A 15275-nucleotide genomic window follows, 5' to 3' on the forward strand; every position below is an offset into this window, starting at 1 on the left:
TACATCCTGTAGGCCCGAAGCCGTGCCCGCAGAAAGGGAGTATATTTCCTTTGTGGGTATGTGATAAACCTACACATTCTAACATCATTCGTATTTGGAGAGCATATTTTTGTTATGTCCCGGCCTCTTTTCGCGGAAACGGATAGGTCCTCATAAGGATTTGATTAGTCTTTTATCTCTTTAAATAACTCATATGCTTTTTTCTTTGCTTCTTCTAATACCCCTTCACCTAACTCAGTAATAGTGTAGTATTTACGTACTTTTCCGTGAATGGTTCGGTTTTCCTTCTTTAATAATTTTTTTTCTTCCATAGTGTGTAAGATCGGATAAAGTGTACCTGGACTCATATCATATCCATGTTCCTTTAGCTCTTCAATCATCCATGCCCCATAGAAGGGCTCCTCTTTGGCATGATGAAGAATGTGAATTTGAATGAATCCGAGGAAAAATTTTCGTAAAATTTGTTCTTGCATTTTGCATACTCCTTCGATAAGCTCTATACATAACTATCGATATCGAATTTCAATATCGGTGGTGATGATGTATATTTATCATAGCTTAAAAACAGAGAAGAATCAATGAAATAGCGAAGGGGGTAGGGGAATGAAGGCATTAAAACAAAACAAAGGGGAAAGCACAAACTGGGGATCATTTTTATGGAATATATTTATTTGTTCATTAGGTGCTTTTGGTGGTCCTGAAGCACATTATGGTATCTTTACCGATCAACTTGTTATAAAAAAACAGTATTTAACTGAAGAAGAGTTAGTCGAATTAATTGCTTTATGTAGTATCTTGCCGGGTCCATCAAGCACGCAAACAATTGTTGCTGTTGGACATAAAAAAGGTGGGCCATTACTAGCACTTTTGACGATGCTCGTTTGGTCACTGCCGGTTTTAACGTTGATGACACTTTTCTCATTTCTATATGTGTTTTTGGATCGTATGCAACTTTCACAAGATGGATTGCGTTATATCGGTCCGATGGCAGTCGGTTTTATTACGGTGGCTGCATTTAGGATCGGTAAAAAAGTTACTTCAGATCGAATCACCGTCAGTTTACTTATCTTTGGTGCGGTGATAACTTACTTTTTCAGACAAGCTTGGGTATTTCCATTTGTTTTGATTATTGGAGGTTTAGTTACGGTATTGACGTCTAAACAGAAAAAAATTTGGTATCGTGTGAAATTGAATCCGCCCTGGATTTATCTCATTGCTTTTATAATTATTGCTGCTGGATCAACTACTCTGGCTGTTTTCACTAACAGCACGTTGCTAACAATTTTTGAAAGCTTTTATCGTTATGGTTATCTTGTTTTTGGCGGTGGACAAGTTGTTATACCGTTTATGTTTAGTGATTTAGTTGAGCTTAATGGTTTGATGAGTGGAGATGAATTTCTAACAGGTTATGGATTGGTTCAAGGCATGCCAGGTCCCATGTTTAGTTTTAGCGCCTATGCAGGTGGGCTTGCAGGTCGAGGTGCACCGTTATATCAAGTTGCTAGTGCGATCGCCGCTGGGATAGGAATATTTTTACCGGGGCTACTCCTGATTTATTTTGTTTATCCTGTTTGGGAAAACCTAAAAAAAATTCAAGGGATAAAAGTATCCTTGAAAGGTGTAAATGCTGTTGCTGGAGGGTTGATCGCTGCTTCTGCCCTTATTATTATGCAAAGTAATGGTTTTTCAATTGATAATTTAATGGTGATGGTGGCCACAATTGTGACGTTATACACAAAAAAAATCCCTGCTCCATTACTTGTGTTAGCTGTTATCTTAATCGGTTATCTAGTATAGGGCTTACTTCTTAACAAGTGCCTTTTTAAATAAAAATCCCTTCTTTTGCAAAAGCTACTGGCGAAAGGAGGGATTTGATCATGTCTAAAAGAGATGATGCCTATCGAAATCAACCGGTAAATGATCAGCAAGCGAAGAAACAAACAATGTCTCGTCAATTTGATCATGAATTTGCCAATGAGCCGGTTAGCGAGATGGAGAAACACCATAATAAAAAAACAAAAAAGCATAAGTAAGATAGTTAAAAGAAATAAGCCGAGATAAATAGTCTCGACTTATTTCTCTATCCATATATATCATAGCTTTTTAACCATCAATAGCTAAGTCGATACTGACGTTATAAAGTTCGCCAGATTCGCTATTAATAAACTGTCCCCTCACTTGGTTGAAGGTTTTCTCCTCATTATAGTAACCGAGTTCTTGAATCGTTTGCTCTTGGTGGTTAAATCGTAAAAAATAATCAGGATAGGGAATATCAAGATTATCAGTTGAAGCTGATTCAGACGTTTCCAGTTGCCCAGTCAGTTCTGCTATCAAATCAGGGTCTGTTAATTCATCGACGTGCTCTTGATCATCCCATGTTAAAATGTCAATCGATGTTATTTCTTGATCGAAAAGCTCATGCTGTTGACAACCTATTAAAACCAAATTTAGAAAAACAAATAATAGTGCATAACTTAATCGTTTCATAAAAGCGGTCTCCTTTCGTGTTAGTTAACTATTTCCTATTTGTGCAGTTGATAAACAAATAGCGTTAGGTTTAACTTATACGAGGGGAGCGCTTAACGGTTGCGTTAAATCCCCATATTTGTTGAATGGCTAGCAAATGCCAGTTTTTCTAAAAACATAACTTACTTTATCGTAATCCATTTTCTCTTCGTAAAAACGATGGGCGTCCGTGCGCTGTAACCCTGATGATAATGCGACCGATTGGTAGTGATTATCTTTTGCCCATTGGTGGACAAATTGAAGTAATCTTTCTCCATAGCCTTTTGAACGGTGGACTTGATCAGTGATGAGATCACAAACCCAAATAAATCTCCCATAATACAAGGTAGTCATCGGTTTGAACCCAACAACAGATAAGACCTCTTCTCCATTAATTAAAGCAAATAGGTAATAACGATCCTTTTCTTGTGCTTCTTTAACAAGTTCAAGGTATGTTTGTTGATCCAAATGTTGACGAAGTTGTTGCATAATAGGGAAAGCACTAATGATTTCCTGATCAGTAATCAGCGCTTTCGTCTGTATATTATTGATAAATATCAGCTCCTCATGTTTATTTTTTAGTAAGTCAACTTTCTTATCTGAATTTTCAGGTTCAGCAAAAATAAGGGTAACCCTCATATTAGATATAAGAAGGGTTTGGCAAAGTGGATCTCAAGCTCACGCTACTCCTACAGGAGGCTACACATATCGCATCTGCTAAATAGTAACATCTATCTTAATGGATGTGCCGCATGCGCCTTTCTCATACGTTCAGAACGCTATTTCGTTCCGAAAAGCAATGGATTCGCTTTTCGCGGGGATGGCTTCGGCTAAATTGAGTCGCAAAGATCATGCCTCAAGTGGATCTTCAGCTCATCCTATTCCCGCAGAAGTCTCGCCCATTGCTTATCTCCACTTAGACTGGTGGTTCATACTGAGTAAGCCCAATCGCATGAAATAAAGCGGAGAAGATGTGACACTACTAAAGTTATCACGTCTGTTTAATTGTTAGTAATTCAAGTTTAACGACGTCTTTTTTCTACAGATTTAAGTTTACTTAGACGTGTTTGGCTGAATTGTTATAATCAATACTAACATAAGAGAGTAGGTGGTATGTTGAAGGATTTATTACAAAATGAACGGCTAGACTTGCTTTTGCTGTTCAACCCGATTATGATGAAATGGATTATCCAACGATTTATGCATGGCCTCATTTCAAGACAGTTGAGGTACTAAAGAAAAATAATAATGCATTGGCAATGTATATGAACAGATTACCTGAATATTTATAGTAAAATGATAATGGTTAATAGCTAATCATAGTAGAATATGTACATTCCAGTAGGGAATGATCTGATCAAGTTGACAGGTTAATGGAGGTTTGCTAGAGTTATAATCATTAAAATAAAACGCTGTTAGCTTTGCCGACGGGTAGAGCAAACGAAGCACGAAGCACGATACCTTTAGGCCGAAGTAGGTATCTGCTTGGTGCTTTTTACATGCATATTAGAAAATGTAAAAAGGTTAACAAAGAAGTACCAATGTATTATTGAGAAATTAACAGATTCGCTAGGAATGCGAGGCGAAAGTGGGGAACAAGTATGGAAGTTAGAGGTGATTTTCAGACCTTTTTTAAGTATGTCAGCATGAATGTGATTGGAATGATTGGCTTATCCGTCTATATTTTAGCGGATACAATTTTTATTGCCAATGGTGTCGGTGAATCTGGTTTAGCGGCACTCAATTTGGCCTTGCCAATCTTTACATTAGTATCTGGATTTGGCTTGCTTATAGGTATTGGTGGAGCAACTTGGTATACGATTTTACGCGCCCAAAATAAACCTCAAAGTGCGGCAAGTGTTTTTAATCATGCATTAGCTTTAGGTGCGATCTTAAGTTTACTTTGTATGCTCATTGGATTTATCGGATCAGATTTCTTAGCAAGTGCTCTTGGAGCTGATGAAGAGATATTACCAATGACCAGTATTTATTTGAAAGTCATTATGCTCTTTGCCCCTTTTTTTGTGTTTAATAATATGTTGGTTTCCTTTATTAGAAATGATCAAAATCCAAAACTAGCGATGACAGGGATGTTTGTTGGAAGTTTTGCGAATATTGTCATGGATTACCTGTTTATTATCGTATTAGATATGGGAATGCTGGGTGCAGCTCTAGCAACAGGGGCAACGCCGTTAATTAGTCTAGCTTTGCTAGCGTTACATTTTAAATCAACCAAAAACACATTGGTATTGCAAAAAATCAAGTGGAAAACAGCTGTTTTTGGGAAGATTGTCACACTTGGTATTTCTGCATTTGTGACTGAAATATCTACTGGTGTAGTGATTTTAATATTTAATATGGTGATTTTAAGATTGGCAGGAAATACCGGCGTCGCTGCGTATGGTATTATAGCCAATATTGCTTTTGTTGTTATTGCGATTTATACCGGAATGGCACAAGGGATTCAACCGATCGTTAGTCACTTGTTTGGCTCACGAAAATACAGCGAAATGAAAAAAATGCTAGCTTACGGTGTAGGCGCTGCCTTGTTGTTAGCGTTGATTATTTATGGCGTGGTCACGATGGGTTCGACATCGATTATCGGTATTTTTAATCGTGATAACAGTGTGGCTTTAGCTGAGATGGCAGAATCCGGTCTAAAGATTTATTTTATTGGTTTCTTTTTTGCTGGCTTTAATATTATTTCAATCGCTTATTTAAGTGCAATTGAACGTGCTGGTTTGGCATTTAAATTATCAATTATTCGAAGTTTCGTTTTAATGTTTCCTATTATTTTACTTTTTGCCTATCTTTTTAATATGACGGGTGTTTGGCTATCGTTTATTGCGACAGAAATGATTACAACCGCAATAATCGCTAAATCACTTTCGTGTGAATGCTCATATGATCGTAACTAATGATAGCGCAAGACAGGTATTTTGATTTTCAAAAAAAGGTGTTGATTTTAAATGAATAATATAGAAGTAACAGGTTGAAACTGAAGTGCTAAGTCTAAGAAAATGAATCCATTTGAGTGAATGTGATTTTTTGATCGCTTCTTTGTCATAGATAGCGCGATGACAAAGAGATGACTATAATAATAGAAGGAAGTATTTTTTTGTAGAAGGAGCAGAACTAATGACGCTCGGACAAATTCTTTTATTAGCAGTTTCTTCAAACCTAGACGACTTGGGTGTAGGCTTTTCATTGGGATTAAAAGAACGTCTTTGCAATCGAAGTATCACTGTCATTGCACTGATATCAGCTGTTACAATGATGGTCGGCTTACTTTTGGGAGAACAAGCATCTGCATTTTTAACAGCAGATACAGCAGCCTATATTAGCGCGTCTGTTTTTATATTATTAGGTGTTTGGTTCATTTGGCAGGGGACAAAAGCAAAAAACACAACATTCGATATTAAAACAGCTGTAAAAAGGGGCACGATCAAAAGAGCGATCGTTTTAGGTGTTGCTTTAGGCATCGATTCGCTGACCTTAGGCGTATCTGCGGGACTTGTTCATTACCCGATCTTTTTAACTAGCTTATTTGCAGGGATAACAAGTTTTTTGTTTATTTGGGCGGGGGCTAAATTTGGAAATAAAGTTTCAATAGGATTTATTAGTGAAAAGTCAGATTTCATAGCTGCGTTATTATTATTCTTTCTTGGCTTATCTCACCTTTAGCATGAAGTCAATTAAGCCTAACTAATCAGCTAATAACATTTATCGAATGTCTTTTATGGCGGATAACCGCGGGTAAAACCCTCGCTTCTAAATAGATAGTAGCGCCCATCTATTTTGGCATGAGCTAACGGGTGGCGCTCATATCCTCACGCACGCAACGACCCATCAGTGGAGAAGAACGAAAACGCCCACTGCTGGGTCGTTTTATTAAGTTTTTGTAAATTAGTTTTAAATGTTTGTCACTATATAGATAATCATTTATATTATATATAGATAATAATCTATGTAAGGGTGATGATATGAATAATCGGTATCAAACTTTCGCTAAGCTATTTAAGACGTTAGCTGATCCAAATCGCTTAAAAATCATTGATATCTTATCATGCGGTGAAAAGTGTGCTTGTGATATTTTAGAGGAATTCCAGTTTACACAGCCGACGCTATCACATCATATGAAAGTATTAATTGACAGTGGCTTAGTAAACAGTCGTAAGCAAGGTCTATGGCATTTCTATCGATTAAATCCTGAACGAAGCCATCAAGTGAAACAATTTTTAACGGAGCTTATCTCAGAAACAGATGCTTGTATTTGCCATGAGCAGGCGGTCTGCTCCAGTTTAGAGCAGGTACGTTGATGCGTATAGTGAATCTGTGATGAGATGATTTCTTCAGAAAAAGGAGTGTAATAATGAGTAGAATGGTGATTTTTGAACCAGCAATGTGTTGTGATACGGGAGTTTGTGGTCCTTCTGTTGATCAAGAATTATTAAGGCTATCAACAGTCCTTAACAATTTACGTGGAAATGGCGTCTTAGTCGAACGTTATAACTTGACGAATAATCCACAAATCTTTGTTGATAATCAAACGATTCATGCGATTCTTCATCAAGAAGGTGTTGAGGCGTTACCCGTGACTATGGTAGATGGCGAAGTGGTGAAGAAAAAGGCGTATTTGAGTAATGAAGAAATTTGCCAACATTTAAATCTGTCAACGTCACACTTGCAAGCGAAATTTAATGTAATATCTGATGATTGCGGTTGTGATGATGGCTGTTGTTAAAACATTGGAGGATCGATAACATGAAAGCTTTTAATCCAGCAGATTTGCATTTGACAAAATACATCTTTTTTACCGGAAAAGGTGGCGTTGGAAAAACATCAACAGCTTGCGCAACAGCCGTTACTTTGGCAGATGCCGGAAAAAAGATTATGCTGATTAGCACAGATCCCGCTTCAAATCTCCAAGATGTATTTGAAACAGAACTGAATAATAAAGGCGTGACGATTAAAGCTGTTCCTAACCTTGTTGTTGCTAATTTTGATCCTGAACAAGCCGCTAGTGAGTATAAAGAGTCGGTTGTCGGACCATATCGAGGTAAACTTCCAGATGCGGTCATTCAAAATATGGAAGAACAATTATCAGGTTCGTGTACAGTAGAAATTGCTGCCTTTAATGAATTTTCAAATTTCATTACTGATGAACAAGCAGCCAAAGAATATGATCATGTTATTTTTGATACTGCGCCAACCGGTCATACGTTAAGGTTGTTGCAATTGCCTTCTGCGTGGAGTTCCTTTATTAGTGAAAGCACGCATGGGGCATCTTGTTTAGGCCAGTTGTCAGGCCTGGAGGGAAATCAAGTGATTTACCAACAAGCAGTCGAAAATTTAGCCAATCAAGCTTTGACAACACTAATTTTGGTTACAAGACCGGAGTTAGCTCCATTGAAAGAGGCAGAACGAGCGGCGAAAGAATTAGCGGAAATTGGGGTAGTCAATCAGTGGTTAGTCGTTAACGGGGTATTAACTGACTATCAAGATCAACTATCGATTGCCCTTTTTGAAAAGCAACAAAAGGCACTCAAACATATCCCTAAGCAATTGAAAAGCCTCCCGATTTTTCAAATTCCATTACGTTCATATAACGTAACCGGTTTAGCGAATGTTCGTGCCCTATTAACTAAAGATCAAACTGAGGATAAGAAGGTAGAAGTCTCAATTGAAGTACCGCATTTGGAGAGAATAATAGAAGATTTAGCAAATACAGATAAGCAGGTTATTTTTACGATGGGAAAAGGTGGGGTAGGTAAAACGACCATTGCTGCCACGATTGCTTTGGGCTTAGCTGAGCGTGGTAAGAAGGTGCATTTAACAACAACAGACCCAGCTGCACATCTGCAGGATGTGATCGAAGAAAGTGATGATATCCGCTTAAGCCATATTGATGAACAAGTTGAATTGAAAAAGTATCAGGAAGCGGTTTTAACGAAAGCACGTCAAACGATGAAAGATGACGATCTTGCCTACATTGAGGAAGATTTACGCTCACCTTGCACTCAGGAAATTGCTGTATTTCATGCATTCGCTGAGATTGTTGATCATGCTGAAGACGAGGTGGTCGTTATTGACACTGCACCAACTGGTCATACGCTGTTATTGCTTGATGCAACGGAGAGTTACCATAAAGAAATTGAACGGACGCAAGGTGATACCCCTCCATCTGTTAGCCGTTTATTACCAAAATTGAGAGATCAAGCACAGACGGCTGTTGTAATTGTGACATACCCAGAGGCAACCCCTGTCTATGAAGCAACACGATTATCTGACGACTTGAAGCGTGCGGGAATAACGCAAAAATGGTGGGTCATTAACGCAAGCTTTCAAGCTACTCAGACCACCCACCCCATTTTGAAAGCAAAAGCAGGCAGTGAATTAAAATGGTTTAATCAAGTGGCTAAGCTTACTGATGGACATTATGCAGTGGTGAAATGGTTTGCTGATGATCTTAAAGGGGAACAACTAAAGCAATTGTTTAACTAATCGCAATAATGGGAGGATGAAACATGAAGTTAATTGTAATTGGTGCTGTAGCCGCGGGCACTTCGGCGGCTGCAAAAGCACGCCGGAATGATGACAATGCAGAGATTATTGTTTATGAAAAAGATCAAGATATCTCATATTCAGGTTGTGGTCTGCCATACTATATTGGTGGAGAAATTGAAGATATTGATGCGTTAACCCCAAGGGACCCCATTTTCTTTAAGAAAAAATACAACATCGATATTTTTACAAGGCATGAAGTTGTAGCAGTTGACCCAAGTGAAAAAAGGGTTACCGTTAAAAATCTTGCGACTGGTGAACAGTTTAATGATGCTTATGATAAGCTCGTGATTGCCACTGGGGCCTCACCGGTGATGCCACCAATCGAAGGTGTTGATCGTGACCATGTCTTTGCCCTGCGCCACGTTCAACACGCTCGTGATATTCGCCGATTTATTATAGATAAACAACCGAAATCGGCAGTTATTGCCGGTACAGGGTTTATTGGTTTTGAAATGCTGGAGAATTTAAGGGCTGAAGGCATTGATGTCACCATTGTTGAGAAAATGCCAAAGATTACGCCAAATCTCGATCAAGATATGGCTGAATATTTGGAAGATCAATTAAAGAAAAAGGCTATCACGATTAAAAAAGAAGCGACGATCACGGAAATTACTGAAAACCAAGTGTTATTGGAAGACGGACAAGCGTTTGATGCAGAGTTAGTGATTATGGCGACTGGTGTTAAACCAAACGTAAAAGTTGCAGAGCAGATGGGCGTAAAATTAGGGAGCACGGGTGCTATTCAAGTAAATACAACGATGCAGACAAATGTGCCGGATGTCTATGCATGTGGTGACTGTATTGAAACATTCTCAATGCTAACGGGTAAGGCTGTTTATCGTCCACTTGGATCGACTGCGAATAAAACGGGGCGGATTGCTGGTGACGTCTTGTCGGGAGGCACGCTTGAATATCGCGGCAATCTCGGTACAAGTATTTATAAATTGTTTGACTTGACGATTGCTAATACGGGCTTAACTGAACAAGAGGCTGAAGATGCGGGGTATAATGTAGTGGTTTCCCATAATATCAAGCCAGATAAACCTGCCTATTTTAATGGACAAGAGATGTGTATTAAATCGATTGCTGATCGTGAGACGGGTCGTCTTCTTGGTGCACAAATTGTTGGGCGTGAAGGTGTCGATAAGCGAATTGATGTGCTTGTGACACTGATCACATACGGAGCAAAGGCTGAAGATCTTTTCCATTTAGACTTGGCTTACGCGCCGCCATATTCAACAACAAAAGATCCCATTCATTACAGTGGCATGATTTTAGATAATGCAATTAGCAAAGGTAGACCAATCAGGACGTCAAAAGATATTCAAGCACAAATTGATCAACAACAAGATATTCAGGTCATTGATACGCGCGTAACGAAGCAATATGATACGGCGCATGTCGATTCAGCAGTCAATATTCCACATGCAGATATCCGTGCGAAGCTAGCTGAATTAGACAAACATAAACCAACGATTACGTATTGTAATAGTGGGACAACAGGTAATGCGGTGCAAAACATTTTATTAAATCATGGTTTTACAGATGTTTCGAACTTGTCAGGTGGTCATAAATTTTATCGAGCGACGAAGAAGGATCGTTAAATGATCGATCGGTACCTCATTTTGCCGCATCACGAACGTTTTGATCAACTTTAACTTTCAATCAGTAGGAAGGGGTTCTTCTCCCATTGTTGGGGCGTTGCATGGATCAGGGCATATGTGTCTGTTAGCTTTCACCTAAATGATTTACCCTGCTTGTAGTTTTATGGAAGCAACGATAAATAGTTAGCATAGGGACTCGTATTTGCTTACAAACGGCAAATACGGGTTTTTAAATCGTTGGGAATGGTAAAGCTACAAATGATGAAGTTTCTTTAAGTGCAGTCGCAAAAGGAGATGACCAATTTGACAGTTTATATAAAACCACATCAAATCCAAGTCGATCATATTGATCATGTGATTGATTTACTTTACTCGACAGATCCTCAGCTACACCAACTTGGCTTTGGAAAGAAATCAAGAGCAATGCTGGCTCAATGTATTGAGAAAGGTTGTAGTTATTTCACATCCAAATATTTATATACGGTGAGGATCAATCAGAAGTTTGTCGGTATTACGATTTTTTATCCAATTGAGATCGCTCCTGTATTAAATAAGCTTAATTATGCTGTTGTAAAGCAGGTATTAAGTAAATTTGATTATTATAGTAAAAAGCGTTTGAACACTAAAATATCCTATTTATTTTCAGGTGAAATACCAGACGATTACTATTACATTCATTGTTTAGCGATAAATCCGCAATTCCAAAGACAGGGGATAGGCTCTAAAGTTCTTCAATCCTTAAAACAAAGATATGCTAGATTAGCATTGTACGTCAATGCATCCAATGAACAAGCGATACGATTTTATCTGAAAAATGGGTTTAGATTTGCTTATCACGCACAGATGAGACATCGAGGTAAAAGCTATGGCGTCTATTTAATGTTGCTAGAATAATATGAAGTTTTTTTCCTATCGTTATTTATCACAGATAAATGTCCGCAAAACACTACTAATTAAAGTTTCATGTTAATTGATGATAGGTTATATTAAATACCGAATGATCAGACATTCGGCGTTTCTGTTGGTTACTTGCTTATTATCATCCTCTAAATCAGTGTTATCTCAACCAATGTCTTGCTTCATTCTCTTCTTCTGGTGAGAAGGTTTCAAGTTCCATATCTGTTAATGGGTCAACCAATTGTTTAACTGCTTTAGCAATTTTCATATCAGTGACGACCGCATACCTTTCAATTTTGTCTAAATGTTCTTTTGCAAAGACAAGTCGATCTTTTAGACCAGATGCATCAGTTAATGGGATATCATCTAACTTAACTAACAATTTGACTTCACCAAATTTATCAATGGTATGCTGAATATCCCTTAATAGCATATCATTTTCGGCTTTGCTGATATTCCCTTTAATATGGTACTCTAAAATGTTTGCTTCACTTGTGTCTAGTTTTTTTAACATAAATCTCATTCCTCCTTGCTCACTAAAATACCCAGATATAAATAAGTTAAAACATCGCTTATTTTTCATGGGTTTTTGCTCTGCTTTTTTATGTTTTATTTGTAACCGCTTTCTGTTACAGTATTATATAAGTGAATAATTGGGAGGAATAACCATGGTGAATAAATATCTAGGTATACCGCTAGAAGGATTTGCTCATTTTAGTCGAAAAGTTGCTGCTGACGGTGCAGTGTTGTTGAAAAATGAAAACCAAACATTGCCGATTGAAAATAACGAACGTGTCGCTGTGTTTGGTCGCGTGCAAAAAGATTATTATCGGAGTGGAACAGGGTCTGGGGGGAGTGTGAACGTCAATTATACCACCAATCTTATTGATAGCTTAAGAGAGAAGGCGTCAGTTGTCGTTAATGAAGAATTAGCAGCGTGCTATCAATCATGGATTGACCAAAACCCCTTTGACGATGGAGGGGGAGGTTGGGCTGCGGAGCCTTGGTATCAAAAGGAGATGCCTTTATCAGAAACGATAGTAGCAAAAGCAAAAGCGACATCAGAGAAAGCGCTTATTGTTATCGGGCGTACGGCTGGGGAAGATCAAGATAACGCCAATGCCCCGGGAAGTTATTTATTGACTGCAGATGAGAAGCGCATGATTCAATTGGTCACCAGTTATTTTGATCAGGTTGTGGTTGTGTTGAACACATCTAATATTATTGATATGAGTTGGCTTGATGATAACCCCGTACAAGCTGTTATCTACAGTTGGCATGGTGGGATGGAAGGTGGACATGCGATAGCTGATCTGCTAGTTGGAGAAGTGACGCCAAGTGGTAAGCTCACGGATACGATTGCTCATTCGATTGAAGATTATCCATCTCATATCAATCATGGTAACGATACACAAAATATATATCAAGAAGATATTTATGTAGGCTATCGTTATTTTGAAACATTTGCACCAGAAAAAGTGCGCTTCCCATTTGGATTTGGTTTGTCTTACACCACATTTGAAACGTCAGATCAGTCTGCCCGTATCATTGATAAAGAGGGAATTGAACAGATAGAAGTTGAAGTTACCGTTAAAAATACCGGTCATCGTTTTGCAGGTAAAGAAGTGATTCAAGTGTATGTCGAAGCGCCTCAAGGGAAGCTTGGTCAACCTAGTCGATCGCTAGTTGCTTTCAAAAAAACAAGACGATTAGCACCTGGTGAAGCAGAGAAACTGCTTATTTACTTTCGAACAGATGCCTTTAAATCCTATGATGATACGGGAGCAACCGGTTATCGATCCGCATATGTATTAGAACCGGGTACTTACTTTTTGCATGTGGGCGCAAGTGTTCGTGATACGAAGCGGATTAATATTAATGATGAAAAAGGTTATCTTGTAGAAAAACTTCAAATCATTGAGCAATTGGAAGAAGCGATGGCACCTGTTCAGTCGTTTCAGCGAATAAAACCAAGTCAAGAAAGGTTAAACGGTAGCTTTCAAGAAGAATATGAACAGGTTCCAGTTCGGCAAATCAGCATAGCTGATCGGATTCATGCACGGCTGCCCAAAGCGCTGAAGCAAACCGGTGATAAAGGATTTAAGCTGGAAGATGTCAAGCAAGGACGTGTAACGCTAGAAACCTTTATTGCCCAACTATCAAATGCTGACCTAGCGACTATTGTGCGTGGTGAAGGGATGAGTAGTCCCTTTGTGACACCAGGAACCGCCTCAGCATTTGGCGGTGTCAGTGACCAATTGCTTCATTATAATATTCCAGTAGCTTGTACAGCTGATGGTCCTTCAGGCATACGAATGGATAGTGGACATAAGGCGACGCAAGTCCCAATTGGTACCCTCCTAGCAGCCACGTGGGACGAAGAACTGGTGGAGGAACTTTATATATTAGAAGGTAAAGAGTTGGTTCGAAACCACATTGATTTGTTACTCGGGCCTGGTTTAAATTTGAGGAGACATCCATTAAATGGGCGGAATTTTGAATACTTCTCTGAAGACCCACTCGTAACAGGTGTATTTGCGGTAGCAACGGCCAGAGGAATCAGAAAAGGTGGCGCACATGCGACAGCTAAGCACTTTGCTTGTAATAGTCAAGAGCACCAACGAAACAAGGTTGATGCACTGGTATCAGAAAGAGCATTAAGGGAGCTATATTTAAAAGGGTTTGAAATGGTGGTGAAGCAGGGCGAAGCACTAGCAGTAATGACAGCTTATAACCCGATAAATGGGCATTGGTCTGCTTCGAACTATGACTTGAATACGACAATTTTACGGGGCGAGTGGGGTTTTACAGGCATTGTGATGACAGATTGGTGGGCGCAGATGAATGATCCGATTGATGGGGGGGAACCTGATCGGAAATATACCCATCATATGATTCGTGCACAAAACGATCTCTATATGGTGGTTAATAACTACGGTGCAGAAGTGAATGCGAGTCAAGATCATACCTTGCATGGACTAGAGCACGGACAACTGACACTTGGAGAATTACAACGTTCTGCCGCTAACATTTGTCGTGCTCTAATGGAACTGCCTGTAATGAAGCGTGAACACGTATTAGAAGATACGGTAGGGATGATCGCACCTATTCATATAGATACAAATACTAGTGATTTGATTCACTTAAACACAGATGGAATGGTAGAGTTCAAGTCAAAGTCGTCAATTCCTGTGAAAATCACAGCTCCGGGAACGTATCGAATGTTTACATGGGTAAAATCGTCTGGAACCGATTTGGCTCAAACGGCTTGTCATATCATTATAAATCACCAAACGGTTACGACCGTTCAAACCAATGGCACTGATGGAAAATGGTTAAAGCAAAAACTACAGAAAATTGAGCTAGAAGCAGGTTATTATCAACTCGAGCTTGAATATATCAAACCAGGAATCGACGTTAGGGCAGTTCAATTTAAGTATATGTAATATGTAAATACGATAGATTAAAAGAAAAGTAGGACGTTTAAAGTCCTGCACATAAGAAATCTGAGAATGGTATGATCATATACAAAAAGCCTTCTTTTAAGTGTTCTTACTTAATCAAGAGGACTTTTTCTGTTTCTAGTTCAAATGTCTTATGACGATGGAATTCGCTTAAATATCAGTCTTTAGTTTGATAAAAAAATGCATCTATTAAAAAATAGTAAGAAAATAGCATATAAAAAATCAATTTTTATGAACG

The 15275-nt window shown here is 38.7% G+C and carries 14 protein-coding genes; 10 read left to right on the forward strand and 4 right to left on the reverse strand.

The annotated features are described in order from the left end of the window. Nucleotides 1-164: 164 nt before the first annotated feature. Complete coding sequence (locus B494_RS0113660) at nucleotides 165-473, reverse strand: PadR family transcriptional regulator (protein WP_017472947.1); 309 nt, start codon at nucleotides 471-473, stop codon at nucleotides 165-167. A gap of 130 nt (nucleotides 474-603) precedes the next feature. Between B494_RS0113660 and chrA the strand changes: the two genes are divergently transcribed. Next, on the forward strand, nucleotides 604-1797 hold the full coding sequence (chrA, locus tag B494_RS0113665; RefSeq protein WP_017472948.1) for a chromate efflux transporter: 1194 nt from the start codon (nucleotides 604-606) through the stop codon (nucleotides 1795-1797). 80 nt (nucleotides 1798-1877) lie between these two features. Next, the gene (gene sspO, locus B494_RS0113670) at nucleotides 1878-2033 is read left to right on the forward strand and encodes a small acid-soluble spore protein O (RefSeq protein WP_017472949.1); all 156 of its coding nucleotides are present in this window, start codon (nucleotides 1878-1880) and stop codon (nucleotides 2031-2033) included. A 70-nt stretch (nucleotides 2034-2103) separates the two neighbouring features. Here the strand turns inward: sspO and B494_RS0113675 are convergent, their stop codons facing one another. Next, nucleotides 2104-2487: a hypothetical protein gene (locus B494_RS0113675; protein WP_017472950.1), complete on the reverse strand. Its 384-nt coding sequence runs from the start codon at nucleotides 2485-2487 to the stop codon at nucleotides 2104-2106. A 129-nt stretch (nucleotides 2488-2616) separates the two neighbouring features. After that, entirely contained in the window at nucleotides 2617-2994 is a 378-nt protein-coding gene (locus tag B494_RS0113680; RefSeq protein ID WP_241211427.1) for a GNAT family N-acetyltransferase, read from the reverse strand. A gap of 1112 nt (nucleotides 2995-4106) precedes the next feature. On the opposite strand from B494_RS0113680, the gene B494_RS0113685 reads away from it, so the two are divergent. From B494_RS0113685 to B494_RS20210, 7 genes are all read left to right on the forward strand, one after another. Further along, nucleotides 4107-5423: an MATE family efflux transporter gene (locus tag B494_RS0113685; protein WP_017472952.1), complete on the forward strand. Its 1317-nt coding sequence runs from the start codon at nucleotides 4107-4109 to the stop codon at nucleotides 5421-5423. Nucleotides 5424-5643: 220 nt separating this feature from the next. Then, a complete protein-coding gene (locus B494_RS0113690) occupies nucleotides 5644-6189 on the forward strand; it encodes a manganese efflux pump MntP (protein WP_017472953.1) in 546 nt (181 codons plus the stop codon). A 299-nt stretch (nucleotides 6190-6488) separates the two neighbouring features. Continuing rightward, nucleotides 6489-6824: an ArsR/SmtB family transcription factor gene (locus B494_RS0113695; RefSeq protein WP_017472954.1), complete on the forward strand. Its 336-nt coding sequence runs from the start codon at nucleotides 6489-6491 to the stop codon at nucleotides 6822-6824. A gap of 53 nt (nucleotides 6825-6877) precedes the next feature. After that, entirely contained in the window at nucleotides 6878-7249 is a 372-nt protein-coding gene (gene arsD / locus B494_RS0113700) for an arsenite efflux transporter metallochaperone ArsD (protein WP_017472955.1), read from the forward strand. Nucleotides 7250-7269: 20 nt separating this feature from the next. Further along, complete coding sequence (arsA, locus tag B494_RS0113705) at nucleotides 7270-9009, forward strand: arsenical pump-driving ATPase (RefSeq protein ID WP_017472956.1); 1740 nt, start codon at nucleotides 7270-7272, stop codon at nucleotides 9007-9009. A 23-nt stretch (nucleotides 9010-9032) separates the two neighbouring features. Then, a complete protein-coding gene (locus tag B494_RS0113710) occupies nucleotides 9033-10676 on the forward strand; it encodes an FAD-dependent oxidoreductase (protein WP_017472957.1) in 1644 nt (547 codons plus the stop codon). A gap of 303 nt (nucleotides 10677-10979) precedes the next feature. Then, entirely contained in the window at nucleotides 10980-11570 is a 591-nt protein-coding gene (locus B494_RS20210; protein ID WP_017472958.1) for a GNAT family N-acetyltransferase, read from the forward strand. A gap of 163 nt (nucleotides 11571-11733) precedes the next feature. On the opposite strand, the gene B494_RS0113720 is transcribed toward B494_RS20210, so the two are convergent. Next, a complete protein-coding gene (locus B494_RS0113720) occupies nucleotides 11734-12087 on the reverse strand; it encodes a SpoIIAA family protein (RefSeq protein ID WP_017472959.1) in 354 nt (117 codons plus the stop codon). A gap of 154 nt (nucleotides 12088-12241) precedes the next feature. On the opposite strand from B494_RS0113720, the gene B494_RS0113725 reads away from it, so the two are divergent. After that, nucleotides 12242-15019, forward strand: a complete 2778-nt coding sequence (locus B494_RS0113725; protein ID WP_017472960.1) for a glycoside hydrolase family 3 protein — start codon at nucleotides 12242-12244, stop codon at nucleotides 15017-15019. The last annotated feature ends 256 nt before the right edge of the window (nucleotides 15020-15275 follow it).

The organism is Amphibacillus jilinensis Y1 (assembly GCF_000306965.1).
Lineage (GTDB): Bacteria > Bacillota > Bacilli > Bacillales > Amphibacillaceae > Amphibacillus_C > Amphibacillus_C jilinensis.

Coding starts and splice junctions, on each gene's coding strand:
- B494_RS0113675 (WP_017472950.1), bottom strand. CDS start 2,487: ATGAAACGATTAAGTTATGCACTATTATTTGTTTTTCTAAATTTGGTT.
- arsD (WP_017472955.1), top strand. CDS start 6,878: ATGAGTAGAATGGTGATTTTTGAACCAGCAATGTGTTGTGATACGGGA.
- B494_RS0113660 (WP_017472947.1), bottom strand. CDS start 473: ATGCAAGAACAAATTTTACGAAAATTTTTCCTCGGATTCATTCAAATT.
- B494_RS0113680 (WP_241211427.1), bottom strand. CDS start 2,994: ATGCAACAACTTCGTCAACATTTGGATCAACAAACATACCTTGAACTT.
- arsA (WP_017472956.1), top strand. CDS start 7,270: ATGAAAGCTTTTAATCCAGCAGATTTGCATTTGACAAAATACATCTTT.
- B494_RS0113720 (WP_017472959.1), bottom strand. CDS start 12,087: ATGTTAAAAAAACTAGACACAAGTGAAGCAAACATTTTAGAGTACCAT.
- B494_RS0113685 (WP_017472952.1), top strand. CDS start 4,107: ATGGAAGTTAGAGGTGATTTTCAGACCTTTTTTAAGTATGTCAGCATG.
- B494_RS0113710 (WP_017472957.1), top strand. CDS start 9,033: ATGAAGTTAATTGTAATTGGTGCTGTAGCCGCGGGCACTTCGGCGGCT.
- B494_RS0113695 (WP_017472954.1), top strand. CDS start 6,489: ATGAATAATCGGTATCAAACTTTCGCTAAGCTATTTAAGACGTTAGCT.
- sspO (WP_017472949.1), top strand. CDS start 1,878: ATGTCTAAAAGAGATGATGCCTATCGAAATCAACCGGTAAATGATCAG.
- chrA (WP_017472948.1), top strand. CDS start 604: ATGAAGGCATTAAAACAAAACAAAGGGGAAAGCACAAACTGGGGATCA.
- B494_RS0113725 (WP_017472960.1), top strand. CDS start 12,242: ATGGTGAATAAATATCTAGGTATACCGCTAGAAGGATTTGCTCATTTT.
- B494_RS0113690 (WP_017472953.1), top strand. CDS start 5,644: ATGACGCTCGGACAAATTCTTTTATTAGCAGTTTCTTCAAACCTAGAC.